This is a genomic window from Streptococcus mitis, assembly GCF_003942685.1.
Taxonomy (GTDB): domain Bacteria; phylum Bacillota; class Bacilli; order Lactobacillales; family Streptococcaceae; genus Streptococcus; species Streptococcus mitis_CD.
Window position 1 is genome coordinate 217,400 of sequence record NZ_RJNR01000002.1, and the last position, 26,040, is coordinate 243,439.

A 26,040-nucleotide genomic window follows, 5' to 3' on the forward strand; every position below is an offset into this window, starting at 1 on the left:
AGTTATTCTTCGTTATTTTTTAAATATTTCAGTAAATTGTTTGCAATCTGCTGAGCCATTAAAGGAGGAACAGCATTACCAACTTGTCTAAATTGCTGTGTTTTACTTCCGTAAAAGATAAAATCATCTGGAAAAGATTGTAGACGAGCAGATTCCCTCACTGTTGGCACACGATTATACTTATAGTGGAAATGATGTCTATGCCCCGTATCAATCGTAGGAGCTGGCTTCCAACTAGCAAATCGTGTCCAAGCGACATTAAATTTTCTTGTTTCTCGTAATTCCTCTGGGAGATTTTTATAATTTCCACCGTCAGGGACAAGGGCAATTGTACTTATCACTTTTTCTGAATGCTTGGCTGCAACGTGGTTCAAAACCACGTTTGAACGTTTTCGCATTAGTTTTTGATAATCATTTTGTGGTTCTGAAACATAAGACATTTCTATCTCGCCAAGTTCATTTTCTAATGTTGGTAAATCAGAAATTGCCATCTCTGTTGTAATGATTGTTCCCAATGCTTCAGGATATTCAAATCCATCATTCCTCGTCCCCACAAAAATAACACGTTTTCTATTTTGAGGAACTCCATAGTCAGAGGCCAGCAACACTTTAAACTGAACCTTATAACCCATTTTCGAAAATTCTTCTATGATAGTATCTTTTATTTGCCCTTTAAACAAACTAACAATCCCAATCACATTTTCAATGACAAAAGCAGTTGGCTTTATTTCTCGAACCAATCGAATATAAGACAAATAAAGTTTGTTCCTTGGATCATCAAATTTTCTAGGTCCAGAAAGCGACATCCCCTGACAAGGGGGACCACCTACAATTATGTCAATTTTTTGTTCTCCAATTATTGGTTTTATATCTTCCTCATAAGATATATTCGCAATATCTCCACATAATATTTCTGAATTCTGATGATTTTTTTGAAAGGTTTCTAAGGCTTTTTCGTCATTATCAATTCCTAATAGAACATTAAATCCAGCCATCTCGAATCCATAAGATAGACCACCTGCTCCTGAAAATAAATCTACAATGTTATATTTTTTCAACTGATAAACTCCACACTATTTTCTCATATATAATTATACCATACTGCGTACTTAAAAATAATTCTAATAGAGTACATTATATATATTCAACGTAAACTGAATGAACATTGTTTTTATTTATTCACTACTCAATCAATTCTATGATTTAGACTCCGAATATTATCATCACTAATTAAGTTAAACAGAAACAGACAGAATTATTAAATCCTGTCTCCCTTTATTGTTGTTCTTCCCAGTCATGGTAGGCTGCGTAGAGCTGGCTTTTATTCCACTGGTAAATCTTAGCAACTTCCTTAATAGCTTGGTTTTTCTTCATACCTTGCTGGATACGGGTTTGAATTTCTACGAACAAGTCTTCCTCGTCTTTTTCTTCCACATCCTGACTGGCACCTTCAACGATGAGAAGGCATTCTCCCTTAAGTGGCGTTTCAGCTATGCTTTCTAATAACTCTAAAATGGTACCTCTTTGGTATTCTTCATAGATTTTGGTCAATTCTCTAACCAAGGCCACCGAGCGGTCACCGTAGACTTCTAGCATATTTTCCAACGTATCTGCTACACGATGAGGCGATTCATAGAAAATCTGAGTTTCAGGATAATCTTTTTTTGAGTCGAAAAATTGCTTTTGCTGGCCTGATTTTCTCGGTAAAAAGCCGTAAAAGATATGTGGCTGTGGCGCTAAACCACTGGCAATCAAGGCAGAAATTCCTGCAGAGGCACCTGGAACAGTCACAACCGCAATTTCTTCCTCAATGGCTACCTTAACCAAATCATGACCAGGGTCTGAGATGCTAGGTAGACCCGCGTCGGATACCTGAGCAATACTTTGCCCTGCTTTCAGGAAATCAATCAAATCAGGAATCTTTTCCTTGGCATTGTGCTCATGAAAACTGATTTGCTTGGTAGAAATGTCAAAATGCTTGAGCAATAGGCCTGTATTGCGCGTGTCCTCAGCAGCAATCCAGTCCACTTCTTTCAAGGTCTGGATAGCTCGAAAGGTCATATCATCTAAATTGCCAATCGGCGTTGCCACTAGGTACAGCTTGCCATAGGGAGACTGCCCCTTAAAACTTTTTTGAATCTGCATGCCTACTCCCTGTATAACAACTCGTCACAGAACATACATTCCTCGTCCTGCTCTCGACGTTGTCCATAAAAATCATTACAAACGTGAAATCCATCACGGTAAATGCGACGGACACTTTCACGAACATGCTTAGCCTTGACGGGAGCATCTGCTTCCACCTCACCCAAGCGTTCTCGTAACTTACTATTTTCCAAACGAAGAGCTGTATTTTCCTCTACCAGGCTCTTGAGATTTTTCTTGATGGCTTCAACATCGGCCAAGGTTACCAATAACTGTTGGGAAAAATCGTCCAGCGCGTCAAATAATTCTTTTTTGTCCATAAAACAGCCCTTTCCTTTCTTTATCATTCATTTTTGAGTTTATATTTCTTTCAAGACCAGATATTCCATGGCATTTTGAAAGCTGACATTAGCTTGCCACATTTTTCTAGCTTCTAGCAAATCTTGTAAAATCACTCTTACTCTTGCTTGTAGGATATCTTGTCCACAGAGAACTTCAAGAATCCGTAAAACCTGATCTTGTTTTTCCTTGTCATCTGCCAAGTTGGCTAATTTAGCAACCTGCAGATAACTTTCTTTTTTCTTAGCTACTAACCAAGTCAGCAGGCGTTCACTTTCATCGACCAAGGTCCAAAAACTTGCCTGATTTGCCAACTTTTCTGCTTCAGCTCGCGATTGACTAAACTGAGCTAAAAGAGTCGCTTTTTTCTTAACCAGTCCCATTTGTTCTAAGAGCAAGATCAGCTTCTCTTCTTGTTTTTTAAAGTGGAAAATCTGGGTCCGACTTCGGATTGTCGGTAAAATCTTTTCTTCATCGCTTGTCAAGAAGAAAATATAAACCTCACTCTGGGGTTCTTCGATGACCTTGAGCAGAGAATTGGCTGCGTTGGGGTGCATCTTCTCAGCTTGCTCGATAATAAAAACCTGCTGCTGGCTTTCAATTCCTGCTTGGGAAAACTGGCCCACCAATTCCCGAATGCGTTCTGTCTTAATGACCTGATTGACTGGCTTAATCAAAGTGACATCGGGAAACTCTCCCTTTTCAATCAGCTTACAATTTCGGCATTTCTCACATGGTAAAACACCTACTTTATCTGTACAAAAGAGGCTCTTAGCTAAAAATTGCGCCATTTCCAAGCTTCCAAAGAAACCTGAAAAGAGGTAGGCATGATTGAGCTGGTCTTGTTCTAGGATACGGACAAATCGGTCAAACTGATCTGGTTGCCAGGCCTTTAGTTGATCTTGTTTCATTTAGCCAATCCCATTCTATCAAACAAGACAGTCTTGGTAGTTTCCACAACTTGCTCCAAAGGAAAACTAGCATCAATCTTGACAATACGACTTCCTTCTTTGTCCAGAAGAGAAAGGTAACCTTGACGGACTTTTTTATGCAAGTCCAACCCTTCCAAGTCCAAACGATTGACCTCACGATTGCTATTAGCAGCAATGCGAGCCAGTCCTTCTTCCACCTCGATGTCAAAATAGAGTGTCAAATCGGGTTTGAGGCCATCTGTCGCAAACTGGTTAAGCCAGTCAATGGCTTCAATGTCCAAACCACGACCAAATCCCTGATAGGCAACAGAACTATCGATAAAACGATCCATAATGACCAACTTACCAGCTTCAAGGGCAGGGAGAACTTTTTCCACCAAGTGCTGTCTGCGACTGGCGATATAGAGCAAAAGCTCTGTTTTAGCATCCATCTGAGTATGACTTGGATCCAAAATTACTTCCCGAATCTTCTCCCCAATCAAGACTCCGCCAGGTTCACGGGTCGTCAGCACCTCTACCCCTTTTTCCTCTAAAATTGGTAGCAGAGCCTCTAAAACACTGGTCTTGCCTGCTCCCTCTGGTCCCTCAAGAGAGACTAAAAATCCTTTTGACATGTCTAACTCATTTCTTTTTTACTACTTCTATTCTATCAAAAAAATAGGGGTTTGTGACAATCTTTTTGTCTTCTCATTTCATACTCAATGAAAATCAAAGAGCAAACTAGGAAGCTAGCCGCAGGTTGCTCAAAACACTGTTTTGAGGTTGCAGATGGAAGCTGACGCAGTTTGAAGAGATTTTCGAAGAGTATCAACCACCATAAAAGAGGCAGTCAAAGCCACCTCTTATTTACCTAGTTCTTGTGTTCGTTTGTAGGCTTGACCAACTGCCTCCATGACTGTCCCTCGAAAAGCATGCGCTTCTAGGCTTGCTACACCAGCGATAGTCGAACCGCCTGGGCTACAAACTTGGTCTTTCAATACTCCAGGATGTTGCTGACTTTCTAGAACCAATTGCCCAGCTCCTACCACAGTTTGAGCCGCCATTTTCAATGCTGTTTCTCGTGGCAATCCAGTCTGAACACCTGCATCTGCTAAGGCCTCAATAAAGAGATAGACAAAGGCTGGTCCACAGCCTGCAAGACCTGTCGCCGCGTCGATTAAGCCTTCCCCAAGTTCAACCAAGAGACCAGCCTTGGCTAAAAGTTGACAAAAGAGTTTACTGTCCTCAGCCCTGCAATTAGAAGACAAGGCATAACTAATCACTCCTTGTCCGATAGAAGCAGGGGTATTTGGCATCATACGAATAATTCGGTGTTGACTTGGAAGAAGACTAACCAGTTTTTCCAAGGTCAATCCAGCTGCCATGGAAATCAAAATAAGACTTGCTCTTTTTTCAAGGATGGTCTGGTATTGAGAAAGCAAGTCTGAGAACTGTGCAGGCTTTACCCCTAGAAAAATCACATCTGCTTCTGCGAAAATTTCTTCGTTGCTGGAAGCCTGACCACCAAAGTCTGCAATGAAAGCATCTACCTTGGCTTGACTACGATTGGCAAGGAGAAGGTCATCGCCCGTCTTGGCCTGCAAAACAGCCTTGGCCAAGCTAGCACCCATATTCCCCAAACCGATAAATCCAATTTTCATCTCTTACTCCCTTGTCTGTCCGTCACCAGTAACCACATACTTGTAGCTAGTCAACTCCTTCAAGCCCATTGGACCACGCGCGTGCAGTTTCTGAGTTGAAATCCCCATTTCACATCCAAGACCAAATTGACCACCATCGGTAAAACGAGTTGAGGCATTGACATAGACAGCTGCAGAGTCCACTTGATCTGTAAAGTAAGCTGCAGTTTCAGCATTTTCTGTCACAATGGCGTCCGAATGATGGGTACTGTGGGCTTCAATATGGGCAACCGCTTCTTCTAAACTGCTCACAACCTTAATCGCTAGGACATAGTCTAAAAACTCAGTGTCAAAGTCTTGGGCCTCAGCTGCTTGACCTGAAACAAACTGACTTGCTTTTTCATCCAAGCGGAATTGAATTGGTTCCAACCCAGCTTCTTTTCGATTCTCAACCAGCACTTGCTCCAAGCGAGGAAGGAAGATTGCTGCCTTGTCTTCATGAACAAGTAAAACCTCCATGGCATTGCAGACAGAAGGACGACTGGTTTTGGCATTGTTGATGATAGACAGAGCTTTGTCTTCATCTGCATCCTTATCCACATAGACATGGACAATCCCAGTCCCGGTCTCGATAACAGGTACAATAGCATTCTCAACCACTGCATTGATCAAACCAGCTCCTCCACGAGGAATAAGAAGGTCTAGATATCCCTTGGCCTTCATCATAGCATAACTACTTTCACGGCTAGTATCTTCCACTAGTTGAATCACATCTGGGTGAATAGTAGTCGTCTCCAAGCCCTTCTTCAAAACTGTGACAATGGCATGGGCCGTTTGATAGGCATCCTTACCACTACGAAGAACAACTGCATTTCCACTCTTGAGAGCCAAAGCAGCCGCATCAGACGTCACATTTGGACGGCTTTCATAGATTATACCAATAACTCCCATAGCTACACGTTTCTTTGTGATAACCAAACCATTTTCAAGCTGATTGATTTCTAAAACTTCACCGATTGGATCTGGTAAAGCAACCACTTCACGAATCCCAGTTGCCATTGCTTCTATACGTCCTGCATCCAAATAAAGACGATCTAACATCACATCTGAGATTTTACCCTTAGCAGCTTCCATATCAATGGCATTGGCTGCTAAAATCTCCTCAGTAGCAGCCACTAAGTGGTCAGCCATGGCTAGCAGGGCTTGGTTTTTCACGACTTCACTAGCTGTGTTGATCGATTTTTTAACAGCCTGTACCTGTTCAAATTGTTCTTGTGTACTTACCATAGTTTACCTCTAAAATTCTGTAAAGAGTAGTTGGATTTCAGGAGTAATGGAAATCCAGTCATCACGGTGAATCAAGACCCCCTTGGCTTTTTGAGAACGCAACATATCCTCCAAAGCAGATGCTCCAAATTGCACACGTCCTTTTCCAAGTGATTTTCCACTTTCCTTGTCAAATACCGTCACGATATCACCGTAAGAAAAGGCTCCTTCTGCTTCAACAATACCAGATAAAAGGAGACTCTTTCCATGTTGAGAGAGAGCTTCTGCAGCCCCTCTATCAACCCAAATAGAACCTTGACTCTGAGCATAAAAGGCCAGCCATTGTTTCTGGGTACGAAGTCCCTTCTCTTGGGCAACAAAGTAGGAACCATCCTTGGTCTCCTCAGCTGCCTCAATCATGGCATCTGACTTTAAGGATGAGCAGATATAAACAGGAACTCCTGATTCCGTCGCGATAGTTGCAGCTTTGATTTTTGTTAGCATGCCCCCAGTTCCGTTTGAAGAGCCAGCTCCACCAGCCATATCAATAATCTCACGATTGATGGTCTCAATTTTCTCCAAGCGTTTGGCTCTTGAATCTGAATTAGGATTTCCAGTATAAAGACCGTCTACGTCTGTCAAGAGGACCAAAAGGTCAGCTTGGACCATGGCAGCTACCTGCGCACTCAGAGTGTCATTGTCCCCAACCTTGAGCTCATCAATAACGACACTGTCATTCTCATTGATAATAGGAATCGCCCCACGGCTAAGTAAAACTGACAAAGCCTGATGGGCATTTTTATAACGGCGCTTATCCACAAAATCATCCTGAGTCAGCAAAATTTGTGCAGAAACGATTTGGCGCAAGAGAAGATTGGTCGTGTATTCTTCCAACAAAAGCCCTTGTCCTACCGCTGCTGAAGCCTGTTTATCAGCAATCTTAGTCGGACGCTTTTTAAATCCTAAAGCCCCAAAACCTGCCGCAATGGCACCTGACGACACCAAAATCAATTCATGACCAGCCTCGTGCAGCATAGCCAACTGTTGGGTAATAGCTTTTACTTTACTACGTGATAAACTTCCATCCTCATTCGTCAGAGAAGAAGTCCCCACCTTAAAGACAATCCGTTTGAATTTCATAGTCTCACTCCGATTCTTCATATTTATCCATTATAACATGAATGGCAGGAAATAGAAAAGAGTTGATAGGAAAAAGGTCGAGACAAGCCATCTCAACCTTTTATCAAATCTAATTCTTTCTCAATCTCTCCAAGGTTTCCTTAAAAATCTCTGGGATATCTGCTGTAAATTCCAAGATCTCACCTGTTCGTGGATGCGTAAATCCTAGAGTCTTGGCATGAAGAAATTGTCCATGTCCTTTCAAAGTCTTGCGAGGACCATAGACTTCATCACCAGCGACTGGATGACCAATATAAGCCATGTGAACACGGATTTGATGGGTGCGGCCTGTTTCCAACTGCAGCTCCACTAAACTATAATCACCAAAGCGTTCCAAAACGTGGAAACGTGTCACTGCAGGCTTCCCTTTAGCAGTCACAGCCTGTTTCTTACGGTCTTTTTCACTACGGCCAATCGGAGCTTCAATGACACCACGATCATTAGGCAGATTTCCATGAACAATCGCCCAATATTTGCGAAGAGACTTTTTATCCTTGAGTTCTTGAGCAAGTGCTAGATGCGCCTCATCGTTTTTAGCAATCATGAGAAGGCCTGACGTATCCTTATCAATACGATGAACAATTCCTGGACGCAGAACCCCATTGATACCCGATAAATCCTTAATATGGTACATAAGGGCATTTACCAGAGTTCCACTAGTATGACCAGCACTCGGATGCACAACCATTCCTTGAGGCTTGTTAACGACGGCCACATCCTCATCTTGGTAGATGATATCTAGCGGAAGATTCTCAGGCACATACTCTAAAACCTCTGGTTCTGGCACATGGTAAGTGACGATATCGCCCTCTTGGACAGTGTATTTAGCTTTCTTGACTTGGCCATTGACCAAGACCTGACCTGATTTGATTTGTTCATTCGCGAGACTGCGTGATAATTCTGTCAAATCCGACAAAGCCTTATCCAAACGCAGGCCACCAGTTTCAATTTTAATTTCCATTTATTTCCTCTTTTAACATCGCAATCAATAAAATAATCACTCCAACAGTCAGATAGCTATCTGCCACATTGAAAATTGCAAAATTGATAAAGTCCACATGAAACATATCCACAACAAAGCCCTGACTGATCCTGTCAATAAAGTTTCCAAGACCACCTGCAATAATCAAGGTCAAACCCAAGACCATCCAGAGTGAGTCCTCCATATGTTTATGTAAATACCAAATGGCACCAACCACGACAACCAGAGTAATGACAGCGAATAACAACTGCTGATCTTGTAAGATAGAAAAGGCTGCCCCTCGATTTTGCAGGTAGGTCAAGCTAACGAAATTGGGAATCCAAGATCGTACTTCACCCAATGGAATTTGCTGGACGATATAGGATTTTACCAACTGATCAAGCCCAATCAAAAGCAGTACAATGACTGCCACTATTCCTCTTTTTTTCATGATTTCCTCTTCTGATTAAAATATTCTTGCATGACTTCTACAAAGAAAGTCCCAGCTTGACTCAGCTCCACTTCTTCACGTTTAACATAAACCATGCGATTATCTAGGTTATCCTTGAGACGAATAACTGTGATACCATTAACACTATCACTATCTAAAAATCCAGAACCTGTCGCATAAGCGTCCGTCCGCTCTAAAATACCATTCAAGGTAGCACGGTCTGTCACATTAAACATCTGTGAACTAGCACTGGTATCGACAAAATTCTCTGAATAATAAAGGTACTCGTCTTTCTCTTGAGTAAAACGAACCGTTGGTAAATCAGCTAAATCCTCCATGACCAATTCCTCTTTCTGGGCTAAAGGATGCCCTTCACGAAGATAAATATGGGTATGAAAGGGAATCAATTCAATGACCTCCAGACCTAGCTTTTCAATCCGTTGCATGATCCCTTTTTTATTTTGATTGTTGAGGTAGATAATCCCAATCTCACTGTGCCCTTGCGCTACTTCGTCTAAGATTTGAACAGTAGTTGATTCAAAAATACGAAAGTTCTTATAGTCAGGATAGCGCTCTGAAAAGGCCGTAATGGTTGGTGGCAAGAAGTCATAGTGCTGACTGGCAATGGAAAATTCATCTTTTTCTTCTTCAGGATTAGCATACTGATTTTGAAAAATATCAAATCCTTTAACCAATTCTTGCGCTTTTTCATAGAATTCCATACCACGACGAGTCAAGAAAGTCCCTGAGCTGGTCCGACGGAAAATCTTAAAACCCAACTCTTTTTCCAAATCACGAACAGAAATGGACAGACTCGGCTGACTAACATACATCTTTTCAGCAGCTTCACGGAAAGTACCACTATTGGCAATGGCAACAACATAGCGTAATTGTTGAATGTTCATCTTCTACCCCCAACTTCTTTATCTTTTCATTATACCATATTTTAGAAGTTTTCCATCGAAGAAAAATAATCTCAATCATAAAATGCATCTACTCTAAGAACGAACAAATCATGGGTATCAAAACAAAAAATAGGCTCTCCGAAAACTCGGAAAGCCTTATTTAATGCTACTTCTAGCTTCCTCGCCTTTACATTTCAAGGCTCGGGATAAAAAGGTTCACTGGACCTTTTTATTTAGCGATTGGGTAAACAGAAACTTGTTTTTTATCGCGTCCTTTACGTTCAAAGCGTACTACGCCTTCAACTTTAGCGAACAAAGTATCGTCTCCACCACGTCCAACGTTTACACCTGGATAGATGTGTGTACCACGTTGACGGTAAAGGATTGATCCACCTGTTACAGTTTGTCCGTCAGCTGCTTTAGCTCCAAGACGTTTCGCTTGTGAATCACGTCCGTTTGATGTAGAACCTCCACCTTTTTTGTGGGCGAAAAGTTGCAAGTTGTTAAGAGTCATTTTTAACATAATGTTTTCCTCCGTGTTAGTTTTCTGTGATAACTCTGGTTTGGACGAACTCAGAAGAGTTCTCCGATAAGTTTGCCATACCTAAGAAAAATGATTCAAAGAATAACTGGGTCATTTCTCTCTGGTGTGAAGGAAGATCTTTTGGTATTTCAACCATCAGATAGCCACCTTCATCTTCGTTTAATTCTAGGATTGGTTCATAGCCTGCAAATTTCTCAATAGAATTGATAAAGTTAATGGCAAGCGTAGAAACCGATGCACACACGACATCAAAGCCGTATTCGCCACTCTCGGCGTGTCCAGTAATTTCCGCACTCCTCAGCTCGCCATCTTCGGCTCTCTCAAAGACTGCTTGTATCATGTGTTCTCCTTAAAATTAAGCGTTAATTGCGTTGATGACAACTTTTGTATATGGTTGACGGTGACCTTGTTTACGGTGGCTACCTTTTTTAGGTTTGTACTTGTAAGTAACAACTTTCTTTTGTTTTCCTTGTTTTTCAACAGTTCCAACTACAGTAGCTCCAGCAACAAGTGGAGTTCCGACAACAGTGTTTTCACCACCAACAAGAACAACTTCGTTAAAAGTAACTTCTTGACCAGCTTCAACGTTCAATTTTTCAACGTAAACTGCTTGACCAACTTCAACTTTAACTTGTTTTCCGCCAGTTTTGATAATTGCGTATGTGCTCATTATGCACCTCCTATGATTTTTATGGGTTTCCCCGAATTTTTTGTGAAGACTCGCCTAGCATCGTGGGACAAACCACTTAAAAGAAGAGCTCTAAGTATAACAAAGAATAAACTAGGAATTGAGCCGAAGACATAACTTATGTTAGGCAAGGCGACAATGACGAAGTTTAAATTTGTTATACGACGAGCAACGATGTTCGTGCGGTTGCACAGGATTGTGCATAGTCAACTCTTCAAGTATAGCATATCTCCTATTTTCTTACAAGCAATAACACCTAAAATGAAGCTTTTTCTTTTACTTTTTTCCGCCACTTGGCAAAAAGCATGCTAATGTAAAAAATGCTCATCATAATAGGAACACCAAGAATGGTCTTTTCATGATAGAAAATCGTCAAATAAGCTGAAAAGACAACGCCAAGGACAAAACTACTAAGTAAGCTAACAAATATGAACCCTTCACGTAAAAAAGGAGTGTGCTTGGTTCTAAAATAATCTCCAAAAGCTAGCATGGTCCGTTTGATATTCCCTGTCATAAAAGCGTTATTATAGGCAATACCCGACACTTCACCAAAAGCAGTTGTCACCAGTCCCATACAGAAAGCCAAGGGCGGTACTAGATAGATATTATCTACAGTTTGTGGCACAAAACCAATAATGATTGATAAGATTGCCAAAGGAAGCAATGACAGAATGGGCTTTTTCACAATTCTCAATTTTTCCTTATAAATCGTTAGTAAAAAGACCCCCATCATAAAAGCTAGCAAGGTCATTACTTTGGCACTAGCATCTGAAACATTGTGTTGAATGAGCCCCACGGATAGAAAGACGACATTCCCAGTTTGTCCAGCTACAAGAGTATTCCCTCGCACAATAAAAGTATAGGCGTCTACATATCCTGCACAAAAAGTCAAAAAAAGCGCTAGCCTCTTAGACTGACGTGATATTTTTCTTATAGGTAATAACCTCATTTTCCCTCCCATTTCATTTACTCATCTCATTATTGTACCACTTTCTTTGGAAAAGACCTAGTAGCTTATTTGAAATTTTTTCCCCTCTGTTGGATAGTCCTGTCTATCTATGTTATAATGAAAGAAGGATTTGAAATCGGAAAAGGAGTAACTATGCTTAAATTAGGTGTCATTGGAACAGGGGCTATCAGTCACCACTTCATAGAAGCAGCCCATATCAGTGGAGAATACCAGCTGGTCGCAGTCTATTCTAGAAAACTAGAAACTGCGGCAACCTTTGCTTCTCGCTATCAAGATATCCAACTCTTTGATCAAGTAGAGGACTTCTTCAAGAGCTCCTTTGATGTTGTCTATATTGCTAGTCCAAACTCCTTGCATTTTGCTCAGGCAAAAGTTGCATTATCTGCTGGAAAACACGTCATTCTTGAAAAGCCAGCTGTCACTCAACCACAAGAATGGCTGGATTTGGTTCAAACAGCTGAGAAAAATCACTGTTTTATCTTCGAAGCAGCTCGTAATTACCACGAAGAAGCTTTTACTACTATCAAAAACTTTTTAGCAGACAAGCAAATTTTAGGGGCAGATTTCAACTATGCCAAGTATTCTTCCAAAATGCCTAACTTGTTGACTGGGGAGACACCAAATGTCTTCTCAAATCGTTTTGCTGGCGGTGCTCTCATGGATTTGGGGATTTATCCTCTCTACGCTGCCGTTCGTCTCTTTGGAAAAGCTCAAGACGCGACCTATCAGGCTCAACAGCTTGACAATAGCATGGACCTGAATGGAGACGGAATCCTCTTATACCCTGACTTTCAAATTCATATAAAAGCTGGGAAAAACATCACTTCCAATCTTCCTTGCGAAATTTATACGACAGATGGAACCTTGACCTTCAACACCATCGAGCATGTCAGCTCGGCTATTTTTACCGACCACCAAGGCAATCAAATCCAACTCCCTATCCAACAGGCTCCTCATACGATGACCGAGGAAGTCGCTGCATTTGCACACATGATCCAGCAACCAGATCTGAATCTCTACCAAACTTGGCTGGAAGATGCAAGTTCAGTTCATAAGCTACTATATACTATGCGCCAGACTGCTGGCATTAGATTTGAGGCAGAAAAATGAAAACCAAACTACCGACTGAATGGCAAGAACTGAGTGACCAACTCGGTTTCCAAGAATTCACCTCCATTCAAACTCAACTATTTGAGCCCCTTCTTGCTGGAGAAAACCTCCTAGGAGTGAGCCCAACAGGAACTGGTAAGACCCTAGCTTACCTTCTACCAAGTCTTCTCAGACTACAAAAGAAAAAAGCGCAGCAACTCTTGATTCTAGCACCAAATACGGAGCTTGCTGGACAGATTTTTGACGTATGTAAAACGTGGTCAGAAGCTATCGGCTTGACTGCCCAACTCTTCTTATCAGGTTCGAGTCAGAAACGCCAGATTGAACGTCTAAAAAAAGGACCAGAAATTCTGATTGGAACTCCTGGCCGTATCTTTGAACTCATTAAATTAAAAAAAATCAAGATGATGAATGTGGAAACCATCATTCTAGATGAATTTGACCAATTGCTCGATGATTCTCAGATACACTTTGTCGAGAAAATTACTCACTACGCACCTCGTGACCACCAACTTGTCTATATGAGTGCGACGACCAAGTTTAACAAAGAAAAAATTGCGCCTAACACACGTACCATTGATCTTTCTGACCAAAAATTGGACAACATCCAACACTTCTACATGCAGGTAGATCAACGTCACAGAGTGGATATGCTACGAAAACTGGCTCATGTGGAGGATTTCCGCGGTCTGGTCTTCTTTAACAGCCTATCAGACCTTGGAAGCGCAGAGGAAAAATTACAGTATCGGGATATCTTGGCTGTTTCCCTCGCTAGTGATGTCAATGTTAAATTTAGAAAAGTTATCTTAGAAAAGTTTAAAGACAAGCAACTAACCCTACTTCTCGCAACAGACCTTCTGGCACGTGGAATTGATATCGATAGTCTAGAATGCGTCGTAAACTTTGATGTCCCAAGAGATATCGAAACCTACACTCACCGTGCTGGACGTACTGGCCGTATGGGCAAGGAAGGTTATGTTATTACTCTCGTCACTCATCCAGAAGAAATCAAAAAACTTAAGAAGTTTACAAGTGTCCGTGAAATTGTCCTAAAAAATCAAGAACTCTATATCAAATAAGGTTGGCGAGAGCCAACCTCTGATTTAAAATAAAATCCTCAGAATACGAGTTTCTAAGGACCTTATCTCAAGACTGAGCCTAGGACAATAGTCCCTTATCTCCAAAAAAGCAACGTATTTGCCGTTGCTTTTTTGTGGTTGAGAACTATTTTGTCTCAGGCTCTTTTTGCTTACTAAAAATTAAAGAATTCCATAGCCTGTTTGAAAAGCAAATCAGTATACTCTGGGTCTTCTTGGGCAATAGTAACCTGATCTTGAATCATTTCCAAGTCATCTGTTATCATGCCGTCTGCACCCAAATGAACTGATTTATCAAAGGACTCTGAACTATTGATGGTCCAAACGTACAATTTCTGATCGGTATTCCAAAGCTTGTTAACAAAATTTTCATCTAAAGTTGAATACTCCATGGTATAACCTGTAGCCTTGGTTCTTGGAAAAATACTATTATAAGGTAGGATGAAATAGATTGGAATTTGAGAATCGTAGGCTAAAACCTGATCAATCACATGGTAGTCCAAGGATTGCATTTGGTGACCATTCTGCTTAAGAACCGTTCCATATTTTTCCATAAAGCGTTTCATCATATCAGGGCTATCTTTTCGACTGGTCTTAATCTCAATAAGGAGTTTTTGATGCAATTCATTGGCTTTATTGAGGTAGTCATCAAAACTAGACACTTTGCTATGATAACCATTTTCTGAAATATCGAGTTTAGTTAATTCTTCCAAAGTGAGATCTTGAGGATTGGCATTAACTCCTGTCAGATTCTTGATATTGGCATCATGCATCATGACAAACTGGCCATCTTTCGTTTCCTGAACATCTGTCTCAACAAAGTCTGGACTTAGTTGGGCTGTCTTTTCTAAAGATTGAACTGTATTCTGCACACCATTCTTATTAGATACTCCCCTGTGAGAGATAATCAAAGGTTTATTGGCAACTGGAGCTTCTAAATAAACATAACCCTCGAGAGCGAAAAAGATACCAGCACAGCCCATCACTCCCCATCTCATCCAGTGGTCTTTCTTTCTCCTCGGTGTGATTTCTAATTCTTCTCCTGTTAAGAAGGAAACAAACTTAATGAGAAAATAAGTCAAGGCCATATAGTGGAAATTCTTAATCAAGACAAAGTTAATAATTCCCATCACAAGAGATTCCTTATGGGTCAAACCATCCATCAGTGCCTGACTTGCCAAGATTGGAATCAACAGAAGAATGAAAAATAGGTAGGTTTTGACGACAATCCAAAGCAAGTTCCAAGTATAAAACCAGGAGTGCTTTCTTGTCTTCTCTAGACTGTATCTGACAGCTTCTTTGACTGTTTTCTTTTCAAATAAAAGCTGAGGTAGGGCAAACATCAACCGTACTGAAATGTAAAATAGCAGTAAAGCCAGAATAGTAACCACTATACCTACTAGCCAATACTTGTCTTCCACATAATCAACGATAAAGTCCGGAATGACAATTTTATTGAGGTAATAAATCTTTAAAATCTTTCGAATCAATGGAAAGAGCATCATGACATAAAAGAAGATAAAGGCTATCTTTGCAAGCGTGACTTGCTTCATAAACAAGAAACTTTGGTGAAAGACCTTGCGACTGTACTCTAGCAAGGTTCTCTTTTCATGACATAATAAATGCCGAGCACCAATAAAGAGAAGTCCTATCTGGTAATAGGCGACCAATAAATTAACAATTACCAGAACAAATAAAGCAAGACTAATAAAGGGTGAACCCGTTATAATTGCAAAAATATTATTGTAAGAAAGAAAGAGATAGCCTGTCTGACGGAGCAAAAGTCCAGCAATCCAAGAATTTGATGGTAACCAGACAAACTCAATCATCATGAAAGTCAAGAAAAAGAGAAAGAGAATTTTATCTAGATTAAAGTATATCTGCTTAAAACCTAGATTTTTAGGTTTTTCAGGTTTCATAGGTACTCCTAGTCAAATAATTGAGACAAGTCCAAGCCTCCAAAAGGATTATTCGAGAGGCTACTTTCTGCCCCTAACAATTCTCTAGCTTGATCCGACTCTAGAAAGGACTCGTAAACACGCGCTGTCATCCGTGCATCCTCTAAGCTATTATGAGACTGACCTTGAAATCCAAGAAAGGAGGCAACGGTTTGCAATTTGAGATTGGCAATACCATGTAAATCCGAACTCCGACGTTCAAAAGCTTCATCATACAAATCCACCTTATATTGCAGGCTGTAGTCTAAACCATGCTCTGCTAGAATAGGCAAATCACTTTTAGCAGCATTGTAGCCAACCATGTGTAAAGAACCCACAAACTCTTGGAAATCTTTTATAACTTTCTCCACTGGAGGAGCATCTTTTAAGGTCTCGGCTGTAATCCCAGTCAAACCATTGATAAAACTTTTTAGAGGTACACTGGTATGAACATAAGAATCATAGGCATCTATTTCCTGACCATCTCTAAAATGCACTGCCGATACTTGAATCAAGTGTGTTTGTCCCTCGTGCTGATTAAATTCTAAATCGAAAGCAATGTACTCTTCTAATCGTTCCATTCTATACCTCTCCTCTACTGTTATTTTATACTCTTCGAAAATCAAATTCAAACCACGTCAACGTCGCCTTGCCGTAGGTATATGTTACTGACTTCGTCAGTTCTATCCACAACCTCAAAACAGTGTTTTGAGCAGCCTGCGGCTAGCTTCCTAGTTTGCTCTTTGATTTTCATTGAGTATTACTTGAGCAACTATACTATTTAGATTAGAAATAAAAGAAGCCATCAGGTTAGCATTTAACCTAAACAGCTCCTTGATTATCCTCCAAATAAACGAGCAAAAAAGCCTTTCTTAGTTGATTGGACTTCTTCTTTTGCTTGGTCCAGCTCTAGCTTAAGATTTTCTTGATCCTTCATGGCTTGAAGGGTCAATTGTTGCTGCTGATCGAGTTGTTTGTCTTTCTCAGCAATCTGACGGTCTTTGATACGCATCTGCTCGTCTTTTTCTGATAACTGACGATCCTTGGCTTTTAATTGTTCATAGAGACGAAGAATTTCAGCATTCTTCTCATCAACCAGAATCTCCATCAGTTCACGTTGCTTGACATCTTCACTGACAGGCTCATCTTCAAAAATCGTTTTTTTATAGATTTCTTCTAGCTTAATCAATCCACTTCTGGTAACGACTGTTACCCCTTTGTCATTTTTATCTGTGTCTTCTTCTGGTAATTCTTTGACACGGTTATTGATTGCTTGGCGAGATAATCCTAAGACCTCTGCAATCTCACTGACGGTCATTTCAATACTCATAATATCCTCTGAAACGTTTTCTAGCTTTTCTTTACTTAAATCTTATCATAAGCTAGAAAAACTGTCAAATTTCCGCTTAATCTAAAGCTTTCAAAAAGGCTAATAAGACTTGGGCAGAGCGACGTCCAGCTTCGATAATAAACTCATCAAAAGAGATGTTTGCTTCATGGTTGGCATTGTCACTCATAGCTCGGATGACTAAAACTGGAAGATTAAGGGCATGCGCTGCCTGAGCAATAGCTGCCCCCTCCATCTCAACAGCAAAAACTTCTGGGAAATGGGACTTAATCGCTTCTATCTTGTCATTTCCAGCAACAAAACTATCTCCTGTAGCAATCAAACCAAGATGCCAGTTCTGGTCCAATTGAGATAAACTCTCTTGGATTTGAGCAATAAAAGTTTTATCTGATTCAAAATAAAGCGGTTGTTGTGCCATTTGTCCATAAGCATAGCCAAAAGCTGTAACATCCACATCATGATAGGCTAATTTGTCAGCAATCACGACATCCCCAACAGCGATACCCTCTGCTACTGCACCAGCAGATCCCGTGTTAATCAAAGCATCCACTCGAAAATGATCAGCCAAAATCGCCACACTCATAGCAGACATGACCTTACCAATTCCACTTTCTACAAGAACGACTTCATGCGAGGCAATGGTTCCAGTATGATAGGTATTGTCTAAAACAACTTGCTTCTGGGCATTTTCTAGATACTGGACCAGATACGCTAGTTCTTCTGGCATAGCCGCAATAATTCCTATTTTCATTTCAATTCCTTTTCTATTACAAAAGTTTCATTGCTAAGACAAGCAAAATTAAGAGAAAGATGACTGCAAATAAGATTTTATTCAGTTTAGAATTGAAGACATTTCTCTTGGTATTTTCAATGCGACGGCTTTTATGAATAGACGGTTCGACCTGAATCTTCAAGGTTTCTTGGCTAAAACCATGATCCTTAGGGTTGACATAACCAAAACGGGAAGAAGAGGTTGGTAAAATTTTTGTCTCCTCATCATCTAGCAAAGGAGGACCTGAAATCTTTTCGCCTCTATTAGCTCTTTCAATCATTTCATCCGTTAATAAAGGTTTACCCATACTGACCTCCTCTATTTTTTGTGTAATTCCCAATACTGAACAGCCATAATCGTCTTGGCATCACAGATATGACCTGATTGGATCAATTCCTTGGCTTCCTCTAAGTTCACTTCAAGGACTTCCAAGGTCTCATCTTCATCCTGCGGACGCGGATTTTCCACTTTCGTCAAATCGCTTGCTCGGTATAGTTTTAATTTTTCATTACAAAAGCCAATGGCTGAGTAAAAATCGTACAAGAGTTCTAATTTCCCTGTATAGGCTGTTTCTTCCTCTAATTCACGAAGGGCTGCTGCAACAGGGTCTGTATTTTCTCCTACTTCTAATTTTCCGGCTGGAATTTCGTAAGAGACTGCCTCAATGGCTTTGCGGTACTGCTTGACCAAGATAAGTTTTTGCTCATCCGTTACTGCTAAAACACAGACAGCTCCATTGTGGAAAATCAAATCCCGTTGGGCAGTTCCCTTGCCTTCTGGTAATTTAACCTGATCTTGGACCAGTTTAAAAATTGGTCCAAGATAGATTTCTTTTCGGCTAAGCGTTTTTTCTTCAAATTCCATGATAAGCTCCTACTGATTATTAGGATGATGAGGAAGGCGTGTTGCATATTCGTCTTTATTGACCTGACGACCGCGACCAATCGCAATCGCATCTGCTGGCACGTCTTTGGTAATAGTTGAACCCGCACCAACGAGGGAATTGTCACCAAGTTCTACTGGCGCAATAATGGTTGAATTTGAACCAACAAAGACATTGTTGCCGATAACTGTCTTGTATTTGTTTTTGCCGTCATAGTTGACTGTAATGGTTCCAGCACCAAAATTAACCTTGCTACCCACTTCACAGTTTCCGATATAAGTCAAATGACCAGCCTTAGTATTTTCGCCGATAGAAGAACCTTTCACCTCAACAAAGTTACCAATATGAACTTGGGCACCCAGACTTGAACCTGGACGAATGTGGGCGTAAGGACCGACTGTTACACCGTCTGCAACACTACTTTCCTCAATCATAGAGTTGGTAATAACAGCTCTTGCTCCGATAGTACTATCTACCACATAAGTTCCATTTGTCAAAACAGTCTCAGCACCAATTTTCGTTTGCCCCTTCAAGGTAACATTGGCTTCGATTTGAACTTCAGGCGCAAGCTCAACATCAATATCGATATAAGTTGCTTCTGGATTGACAAAGCTAACACCATTGACCATATGCTTATGATTGATGCGACGACGCATAACTGACTCAGCTGTCGCAAGTGCCACACGGTCATTTACCCCAAGACTTTCATCAAAATCTTTCAAAGTATAAGCGCCAACTTTTTCACCAGCTTCACGGAAAATGCCAATGACATCTGTAATATAGTATTCACCTTGAGCGTTATTGGTATTGATATTTTTCAAAGCCTCAAACAAACGCTCGTTATCAAAAACATATGTTCCAGTATTGATTTCCTTGATTTGTTTCTCAAAATCTGTAGCATCCTTCTGCTCCACAATGCGAAGAACTTCAGCATTGTCATTACGTACAATTCGTCCATAGCCAAAAGGATTATCTGTTTCAGCAGTCAAGATAGTCGCCACATTTTTATGATTGATGTGGAAATCAATCAAGTTTTTCAAGCTTTCACCTGTGATTAAAGGAGTATCTCCTGCGATGACCAAGGTGTGACCTGACAAACCTTCCAAAATTGGCTCTGTCATCATAACCGCATGACCAGTCCCTAACTGTTCAGATTGAGTCACAAATTCTGTCTGTCCAGCCAAGACCTCTTCAACCAATTCTGCCTTGTGTCCGACAACTGTGACTGTCTTTTCAGGTTGGATAGCTCCCACACTACGGAAAACATGTTCCAACATAGAAATACCCGCAACCTTGTGCAAAACTTTTGGCAAATCCGATTTCATGCGAGTTCCTTTACCCGCTGCTAAAATAATGGCATAATTTGACATAATCTTCTCTTTTCTCTAGAAATTCCCTTTTATTATACCATATTTCAAATCATTCCGCGCTCTTGAATGAAAAAATGCTCTAAAGTCCTCTATTAACCCATTTTTTGAGTATTTTTTTTTGATTTTTTTTCATTTATAAGGTAAAATTATAAGATATGAGAAAGAAAATTAATCCGCTTATTTTGTTTGGTTTTTTTGGGATTATGATTTTCATTTTAATCCTAAATCGCCCTCGTTTTGAGGACCATCCTGTAAAAACAAAGTCAAATATCGCGCAAGTAGAATCGCAAGCGCTACATAATATAGATAAACCGGTGATTGATGTTTCTGGTTGGCAACGACCTGAGGAAATTAATTACGATACTCTCTCCCAAAACATTTCAGGAGCTATTGTTCGCGTCCATAGTGGCGCTCAGTCTTCAAAAGAGAATGATGCTTCCTTTGTTAATGGGGTAGACAAGGCCTTTAAAACCCATATTACCGAGTTTCAAAAACGAAATGTCCCAGTTGGGGTCTATGCCTATGTAGCTGGAAAAAGTATCCAAGAAATGGAAAAGGCTGCTGAAAGTTTTTATAATTCCGCATCGCCATACAGCCCTAGCTACTATTGGCTAGATGTGGAAGAAAAAACCATGTCCAATATGAACGAAGGTGTTGAAGCCTTTCGTGCAAAACTAGAATCACTAGGTGCTAAAAATATCGGAATCTACGTTGGGGTCTATTTCATGGAAGAACACAGTATTGATACTGACAAGTTTACGTCTGTGTGGATTCCTTCCTATGGTTCTGACTCAGGATTTTACGAGGCAACTCCTAAGACTGATATAGATTATGACATTCACCAGTACACTTCTAAAGGAAAAATTGCTGGCTTTGACCACGATTTGGATATCAACGTCATCTCTTCTTTAAAAAATAAAGAAGAAACCTTTAGAAAACTCTTTTTAAAACCTTAAAAGCATTTGTTTCTCATTTGCTTTTTCTTTTTGTTTTAGATTGTGATACAATATAGTAAGGATTTTTTGAAATAGAAATAGTTGGAGGAAAAATATGCTCTCATGGTTAGCACGCGTTATTAAAGGGATTGTCATTGCTCTTGGATTTATTCTACCGGGAATTTCCGGAGGGGTTTTAGCAGCAATCTTAGGTATTTATGAACGAATGATTGGCTTTCTAGCTCATCCCTTTAAAGACTTTAAAGAAAATGTTTTGTACTTTATTCCAGTTGCCATTGGTATGCTTCTGGGAATCGGCTTATTTTCCTACCCGATTGAATACCTGCTTGAAAATTATCAGGTCTTTGTCTTATGGAGCTTTGCAGGAGCTATCATTGGTACAGTTCCTAGCCTCCTCAAAGAATCAACTCGAGAATCTGATCGAGACAAGATTGATTTAGTCTGGTTCTGGATAACCTTTATCATTTCTGGATTAGGACTCTATGCCTTAAATTTTGTCGTTGGAACCTTGAGCGCCAACTTTCTTAATTTCGTCCTAGCAGGTGCACTGCTGGCTCTTGGCGTATTAGTTCCTGGCCTCAGTCCATCAAATCTACTTTTGATTTTGGGTCTCTATGCTCCTATGTTGACTGGTTTTAAAACCTTTGACCTCTTGGGAACCTTCTTCCCGATTGGAATCGGGGCAGGTGCAACTCTCATTATTTTTTCAAAATTGATGGATTATGCCTTAAACAACTACCACTCACGCGTCTATCATTTCATCATCGGTATCGTCCTATCAAGTACCCTTTTGATCTTGATTCCAAATGCAGGAAACGCTGAAAGTATCCAATACACTGGTATTTCTCTTGTTGGGTATGTCATCATCGCCTTCTTCTTTGCACTGGGAATCTGGCTTGGTATTTGGATGAGCCAATTGGAGGATAAATATAAATAATGGCAAAAAAAGTTAAAGTCAAAAAAACATTGGTGGAACAAATCCTGTCTAAAGCAGGTATCCCACATCAGGGGATTCAAATCAATGCCCTGGAAGGAGAACTTCCTCAAGATTATGAACGAGATCAGATTTTCAAAACCTTGGCTCTTTTGGGAGATAAAACAGGACCGATTATCGGAATTGTCCCTATCACTCAACACTTGTCGGAAAAGAAACTAGCCAAAATTTCTGGCAATAAAAAAGTGAGCATGATTCCACAAAAGGACTTGGAAAAAACAACTGGTTACATTCATGGAGCAAATAATCCTGTCGGAATTCGTCAGAAACACAATTATCCCATTTTTATCGATAAGATTGCTCTAGACTTGGATCAAATGATTGTCTCTGCAGGCGAAGTTGGTCACAGCATTATCGTCGCACCGCAAGACTTGGCTAGCTTTGTAAAAGCTGACTTTGTAGATATCTTGGAGGGCAACTAAGAATGAAACTCTACTTTGTCCGCCACGGTCGTACAGTCTGGAACCAAGAAGGACGCTTTCAAGGTGCTAGTGGTGATTCTCCCCTTCTTCCTGAATCCATTGAAACCCTAAAACAACTAGGCCAGTATCTCAAGGATATTCCTTTTGATCAAATTTATTCAAGTGATTTACCTCGAGCGGTCAAATCTGCTGAAATTATCCAAAGTCAACTCCAGACCCCCTGTCCTTTAGAAAGTGTTCCTAATCTCCGTGAATGGCAGCTGGGGAAGTTGGAAGGTTTGAAAATTGCAACCTTGGAATCTATTTACCCGCAACAAATCAAAGCTTTCCGATCTAATCTTGCTCAATTTGACACTCAAATGTTCGGAGCCGAATCCCTCTATAGTACTACAAAACGGACCATCCAATTTATCAAATCATTAAAAGATAGTCCAGCTGAGCGTATTCTAATTGTCGGACACGGCGCCAATCTTACTGCCAGTCTTCGTACTCTTCTAGGTTATAAAGAGCCACTTCTTCGTAAAGATGGCGGTCTAGCAAATGCCAGCCTAACCATTCTAGAAACCCATGATTTTGAAACATTCACTCTCGATACTTGGAATGATACTTCCTATCAATAACAGAACTTGATTTTAGCGTCAAGTTCTTTTTAGTTTTGAAAGATTATCCGTGAATTTCTTGGCTATTTATGATAAAATGGGAGTATCGCAAAAAATGACTCATCGTATTCAATTTTGAGTAAAACTAGGAGGATCCCATGTCAACAGAACATATGGAAGAACTAAATGACCAGCAGATCGTTCGCCGTGAAAAAATGGCTGCGCTCCGTGAACAAGGAATCGATCCTTTCGGAAAACGTTTTGAACGTACTGCAAATTCACAAGAATTAAAAGATAAATATGCTGACCTCGATAAAGAACAATTACACGATAAAAATGAAACAGCTACTATCGCAGGACGCTTGGTAACCAAACGTGGTAAAGGTAAAGTAGGTTTTGCCCACCTTCAAGACCGCGAAGGGCAGATTCAAATCTACGTTCGTAAGGATGCTGTCGGTGAAGAAAACTACGAAATCTTCAAAAAAGCAGACCTTGGTGATTTCCTTGGTGTCGAAGGTGAAGTCATGCGTACGGATATGGGAGAACTCTCTATCAAGGCAACCCACATTACACACTTGTCTAAGGCCCTTCGTCCTCTTCCAGAGAAATTCCACGGTTTGACAGACGTTGAAACAATTTACCGTAAACGTTACCTTGACTTGATTTCTAATCGTGAAAGTTTTGAGCGCTTTGTCACTCGTTCAAAAATCATCTCTGAAATCCGTCGTTACCTTGATCAAAAAGGTTTTCTTGAGGTGGAAACACCTGTTCTTCACAACGAAGCTGGTGGTGCTGCTGCCCGTCCATTTATCACCCACCACAATGCCCAAAACATTGACATGGTGCTTCGTATCGCGACTGAGCTTCACTTGAAACGCCTTATCGTGGGTGGTATGGAACGTGTCTATGAAATCGGCCGTATCTTCCGTAACGAAGGAATGGATGCTACTCATAACCCGGAGTTTACTTCCATCGAAGTTTACCAAGCTTATGCAGACTTCCAAGACATCATGGACTTGACTGAAGGTATTATCCAACACGCTGCTAAATCAGTTAAAGGTGATGGCCCAGTTAACTACCAAGGTACTGAAATCAAAATCAATGAACCATTTAAACGTGTTCACATGGTGGATGCTATCAAAGAAATTACTGGTGTCGATTTCTGGCAAAACATGACTTTGGAAGAAGCCAAAGCTATTGCTGCTGAGAAGAAAGTTCCTGTTGAGAAACACTACACTGAAGTTGGCCACATCATCAATGCCTTCTTTGAAGAGTTTGTTGAAGAAACCTTGATCCAACCGACCTTTGTCTATGGACATCCAGTAGCTGTATCTCCACTAGCTAAGAAGAATCCTGAAGACGAACGCTTTACTGACCGTTTCGAACTCTTCATCATGACCAAAGAGTACGGAAATGCCTTTACTGAATTGAATGATCCAATCGACCAACTTAGCCGTTTTGAAGCCCAAGCTAAAGCTAAAGAACTTGGTGACGATGAGGCAACAGGTATCGACTACGATTACATTGAAGCTCTTGAATATGGTATGCCACCAACAGGTGGTTTGGGAATCGGTATCGACCGTCTCTGCATGCTCCTAACTGATACAACCACTATCCGTGATGTATTGCTCTTCCCAACAATGAAATAAACTCTTATCCTCTGGTACTTGCCAGAGGATTTTTTGATGCAAAAAGAGACTGAGGAAAAACTCAATCTCTACTTTTCACTTCTTTTGTTGCCACATCTTCTCCAAACCATTTCTGGCTGATTTCCTGGAACTTTCCTTCTTGATATAGTTCAATAAAGGATTGGTTTAATGCTGTTAATAATCTTTTATCAGCTGGTCTAACTCCAACAGCAAAAGATTCACTTTCAAATCTAGCTGAAAAGACATTGTAATCATTTAATATCCCCTCAGACTGGAGGTAATAATTAGCATACACTCGGTCAATCAACAAAGCATCAATCCGAACATTTTTCAAATCAATTAAGGCTTCATTGAAACTCTGGTATTGATTAGCCTTCTGGTCTTTAACACGATTTTTCAGTAAGTCTGGCTGAGCTTCAAAGTCTAAATAACCAGAGGAACCTGCTTGAGCTCCCAAGGTCTTATCCTTCATATCCTCTACTGAACGAATTTGCTTGCTTTTCTTCGTAACTAGTACTTGCTGATTTTCCATATAAGGAATACTAAAGGCAACTTTTTCTCGGCGTTCATCAGTCGCAGAATAGCCATTCCAAATGGCATCTATGGTTCCATTTTGCAGTTCCGTCTCCTTCATATCCCAGTCGATTGGCTGGAATTGCACCTTGACACCTAATTTTTCAGAAACTGCTTGCGCCAAATCAATATCAAAGCCTGTATATTGGCCATTCTTTTCTTCAAATCCCATGGGTACAAAGGTATTGTCAAAACCAATGGTTATACTCCCCTGCTCTTGATACTTATCCCAGTTATCCTGCTTTGGATCACTAGCCTTCTGAGTACAGGCTGTTAAGAAGAGAGTCAGGAACGAAACCAACACCAAGACAATTTTCTTATTAGTCATCGG

At 40.5% G+C, this 26,040-nt stretch carries 30 protein-coding genes and 1 other annotated feature; of the genes, 7 read left to right on the forward strand and 23 right to left on the reverse strand.

Going from position 1 to position 26,040, the window contains the following annotated elements; translation table 11 throughout:
- Window positions 1-2 precede the first annotated feature (2 nt).
- The 15 genes from D8855_RS02890 to D8855_RS02965 all read right to left on the reverse strand — a co-directional run bounded on the left by D8855_RS02890 (window position 3) and on the right by D8855_RS02965 (window position 11,990).
- Window positions 3-1,058 (reverse strand): DNA cytosine methyltransferase, encoded by a 1,056-nt coding sequence (locus D8855_RS02890; RefSeq protein WP_000760484.1) that lies wholly within the window; start codon window positions 1,056-1,058, stop codon window positions 3-5.
- Window positions 1,059-1,275: 217 nt separating this feature from the next.
- Entirely contained in the window at window positions 1,276-2,145 is an 870-nt protein-coding gene (rsmI, locus tag D8855_RS02895) for a 16S rRNA (cytidine(1402)-2'-O)-methyltransferase (protein ID WP_049510257.1), read from the reverse strand.
- 2 nt (window positions 2,146-2,147) lie between these two features.
- A complete protein-coding gene (yabA, locus tag D8855_RS02900; RefSeq protein ID WP_000358228.1) occupies window positions 2,148-2,465 on the reverse strand; it encodes a DNA replication initiation control protein YabA in 318 nt (105 codons plus the stop codon).
- A gap of 39 nt (window positions 2,466-2,504) precedes the next feature.
- Window positions 2,505-3,395 carry a DNA polymerase III subunit delta' gene (locus tag D8855_RS02905; RefSeq protein ID WP_125415934.1) on the reverse strand — a complete coding sequence of 297 codons (891 nt, stop codon included), beginning with the start codon at window positions 3,393-3,395 and terminating at the stop codon, window positions 2,505-2,507.
- Window positions 3,392-4,030 carry a dTMP kinase gene (gene tmk / locus D8855_RS02910; RefSeq protein ID WP_042751350.1) on the reverse strand — a complete coding sequence of 213 codons (639 nt, stop codon included), beginning with the start codon at window positions 4,028-4,030 and terminating at the stop codon, window positions 3,392-3,394. Before tmk ends, D8855_RS02905 begins: the two co-directional genes overlap by 4 nt.
- Before the next feature lie 228 nt (window positions 4,031-4,258).
- Window positions 4,259-5,056, reverse strand: coding sequence for a pyrroline-5-carboxylate reductase (gene proC / locus D8855_RS02915; RefSeq protein ID WP_125415937.1), 798 nt, complete (start codon window positions 5,054-5,056; stop codon window positions 4,259-4,261).
- Between the two features lie 3 nt (window positions 5,057-5,059).
- Complete coding sequence (locus D8855_RS02920; RefSeq protein ID WP_125415940.1) at window positions 5,060-6,322, reverse strand: glutamate-5-semialdehyde dehydrogenase; 1,263 nt, start codon at window positions 6,320-6,322, stop codon at window positions 5,060-5,062.
- Window positions 6,323-6,331: 9 nt separating this feature from the next.
- A complete protein-coding gene (gene proB / locus D8855_RS02925) occupies window positions 6,332-7,441 on the reverse strand; it encodes a glutamate 5-kinase (protein WP_070478841.1) in 1,110 nt (369 codons plus the stop codon).
- Window positions 7,442-7,550: 109 nt separating this feature from the next.
- Window positions 7,551-8,441, reverse strand: coding sequence for an RluA family pseudouridine synthase (locus D8855_RS02930; protein ID WP_049510250.1), 891 nt, complete (start codon window positions 8,439-8,441; stop codon window positions 7,551-7,553).
- Window positions 8,431-8,892: a signal peptidase II gene (lspA, locus tag D8855_RS02935; RefSeq protein ID WP_020901753.1), complete on the reverse strand. Its 462-nt coding sequence runs from the start codon at window positions 8,890-8,892 to the stop codon at window positions 8,431-8,433. The genes D8855_RS02930 and lspA overlap by 11 nt, the downstream gene beginning before the upstream one ends.
- Complete coding sequence (locus D8855_RS02940) at window positions 8,889-9,797, reverse strand: LysR family transcriptional regulator (protein ID WP_049510248.1); 909 nt, start codon at window positions 9,795-9,797, stop codon at window positions 8,889-8,891. The genes lspA and D8855_RS02940 overlap by 4 nt, the downstream gene beginning before the upstream one ends.
- Before the next feature lie 229 nt (window positions 9,798-10,026).
- Window positions 10,027-10,320: a 50S ribosomal protein L27 gene (gene rpmA / locus D8855_RS02945; protein ID WP_000916509.1), complete on the reverse strand. Its 294-nt coding sequence runs from the start codon at window positions 10,318-10,320 to the stop codon at window positions 10,027-10,029.
- Window positions 10,321-10,336: 16 nt separating this feature from the next.
- Window positions 10,337-10,681 carry a ribosomal-processing cysteine protease Prp gene (locus D8855_RS02950; protein ID WP_000613694.1) on the reverse strand — a complete coding sequence of 115 codons (345 nt, stop codon included), beginning with the start codon at window positions 10,679-10,681 and terminating at the stop codon, window positions 10,337-10,339.
- Between the two features lie 15 nt (window positions 10,682-10,696).
- Window positions 10,697-11,011 (reverse strand): 50S ribosomal protein L21, encoded by a 315-nt coding sequence (rplU, locus tag D8855_RS02955; protein WP_000109141.1) that lies wholly within the window; start codon window positions 11,009-11,011, stop codon window positions 10,697-10,699.
- A 36-nt stretch (window positions 11,012-11,047) separates the two neighbouring features.
- Window positions 11,048-11,227: a sequence feature (ribosomal protein L21 leader region), on the reverse strand.
- A gap of 58 nt (window positions 11,228-11,285) precedes the next feature.
- On the reverse strand, window positions 11,286-11,990 hold the full coding sequence (locus D8855_RS02965) for a YoaK family protein (protein WP_080975911.1): 705 nt from the start codon (window positions 11,988-11,990) through the stop codon (window positions 11,286-11,288).
- Between the two features lie 141 nt (window positions 11,991-12,131).
- Here D8855_RS02965 and D8855_RS02970 point away from each other — a divergent pair, with 141 nt between their 5' ends.
- Window positions 12,132-13,109 carry a Gfo/Idh/MocA family protein gene (locus D8855_RS02970; RefSeq protein ID WP_125415945.1) on the forward strand — a complete coding sequence of 326 codons (978 nt, stop codon included), beginning with the start codon at window positions 12,132-12,134 and terminating at the stop codon, window positions 13,107-13,109.
- Window positions 13,106-14,188, forward strand: coding sequence for a DEAD/DEAH box helicase (locus D8855_RS02975; RefSeq protein WP_049491394.1), 1,083 nt, complete (start codon window positions 13,106-13,108; stop codon window positions 14,186-14,188). Before D8855_RS02970 ends, D8855_RS02975 begins: the two co-directional genes overlap by 4 nt.
- Window positions 14,189-14,361: 173 nt before the next feature.
- Here the strand turns inward: D8855_RS02975 and D8855_RS02980 are convergent, their stop codons facing one another.
- The 7 genes from D8855_RS02980 to glmU all read right to left on the reverse strand — a co-directional run bounded on the left by D8855_RS02980 (window position 14,362) and on the right by glmU (window position 20,516).
- Window positions 14,362-16,125 (reverse strand): glycerophosphoryl diester phosphodiesterase membrane domain-containing protein, encoded by a 1,764-nt coding sequence (locus D8855_RS02980; RefSeq protein WP_049491393.1) that lies wholly within the window; start codon window positions 16,123-16,125, stop codon window positions 14,362-14,364.
- Between the two features lie 8 nt (window positions 16,126-16,133).
- Window positions 16,134-16,724: a 3'-5' exonuclease gene (locus D8855_RS02985; protein ID WP_049488784.1), complete on the reverse strand. Its 591-nt coding sequence runs from the start codon at window positions 16,722-16,724 to the stop codon at window positions 16,134-16,136.
- Between the two features lie 257 nt (window positions 16,725-16,981).
- Window positions 16,982-17,473 (reverse strand): chromosome segregation protein RocS, encoded by a 492-nt coding sequence (gene rocS, locus D8855_RS02990; protein WP_000021242.1) that lies wholly within the window; start codon window positions 17,471-17,473, stop codon window positions 16,982-16,984.
- A gap of 76 nt (window positions 17,474-17,549) precedes the next feature.
- Window positions 17,550-18,242 (reverse strand): 5'-methylthioadenosine/adenosylhomocysteine nucleosidase, encoded by a 693-nt coding sequence (locus tag D8855_RS02995; protein ID WP_049491391.1) that lies wholly within the window; start codon window positions 18,240-18,242, stop codon window positions 17,550-17,552.
- Window positions 18,243-18,258: 16 nt separating this feature from the next.
- The gene (gene macP / locus D8855_RS03000; RefSeq protein WP_049487121.1) at window positions 18,259-18,570 is read right to left on the reverse strand and encodes a cell wall synthase accessory phosphoprotein MacP; all 312 of its coding nucleotides are present in this window, start codon (window positions 18,568-18,570) and stop codon (window positions 18,259-18,261) included.
- 11 nt (window positions 18,571-18,581) lie between these two features.
- On the reverse strand, window positions 18,582-19,127 hold the full coding sequence (locus D8855_RS03005; RefSeq protein WP_125415948.1) for an NUDIX hydrolase: 546 nt from the start codon (window positions 19,125-19,127) through the stop codon (window positions 18,582-18,584).
- Between the two features lie 9 nt (window positions 19,128-19,136).
- On the reverse strand, window positions 19,137-20,516 hold the full coding sequence (glmU, locus tag D8855_RS03010) for a bifunctional UDP-N-acetylglucosamine diphosphorylase/glucosamine-1-phosphate N-acetyltransferase GlmU (protein ID WP_049552081.1): 1,380 nt from the start codon (window positions 20,514-20,516) through the stop codon (window positions 19,137-19,139).
- Window positions 20,517-20,671: 155 nt separating this feature from the next.
- Between glmU and D8855_RS03015 the strand changes: the two genes are divergently transcribed.
- The 5 genes from D8855_RS03015 to lysS all read left to right on the forward strand — a co-directional run bounded on the left by D8855_RS03015 (window position 20,672) and on the right by lysS (window position 25,136).
- Window positions 20,672-21,472: a glycoside hydrolase family 25 protein gene (locus D8855_RS03015; RefSeq protein ID WP_049487118.1), complete on the forward strand. Its 801-nt coding sequence runs from the start codon at window positions 20,672-20,674 to the stop codon at window positions 21,470-21,472.
- Between the two features lie 94 nt (window positions 21,473-21,566).
- Entirely contained in the window at window positions 21,567-22,409 is an 843-nt protein-coding gene (locus D8855_RS03020) for a DUF368 domain-containing protein (protein WP_049487117.1), read from the forward strand.
- Entirely contained in the window at window positions 22,409-22,888 is a 480-nt protein-coding gene (locus D8855_RS03025) for an aminoacyl-tRNA deacylase (protein WP_042751369.1), read from the forward strand. The genes D8855_RS03020 and D8855_RS03025 overlap by 1 nt, the downstream gene beginning before the upstream one ends.
- A 2-nt stretch (window positions 22,889-22,890) precedes the next feature.
- Window positions 22,891-23,508: a histidine phosphatase family protein gene (locus tag D8855_RS03030; RefSeq protein ID WP_049487115.1), complete on the forward strand. Its 618-nt coding sequence runs from the start codon at window positions 22,891-22,893 to the stop codon at window positions 23,506-23,508.
- A gap of 137 nt (window positions 23,509-23,645) precedes the next feature.
- A complete protein-coding gene (lysS, locus tag D8855_RS03035) occupies window positions 23,646-25,136 on the forward strand; it encodes a lysine--tRNA ligase (RefSeq protein WP_042751371.1) in 1,491 nt (496 codons plus the stop codon).
- A 61-nt stretch (window positions 25,137-25,197) separates the two neighbouring features.
- Here lysS and D8855_RS03040 read toward each other — a convergent pair whose 3' ends face one another.
- Window positions 25,198-26,037 carry an amino acid ABC transporter substrate-binding protein gene (locus D8855_RS03040; RefSeq protein ID WP_125415951.1) on the reverse strand — a complete coding sequence of 280 codons (840 nt, stop codon included), beginning with the start codon at window positions 26,035-26,037 and terminating at the stop codon, window positions 25,198-25,200.
- Window positions 26,038-26,040 lie beyond the last annotated feature (3 nt).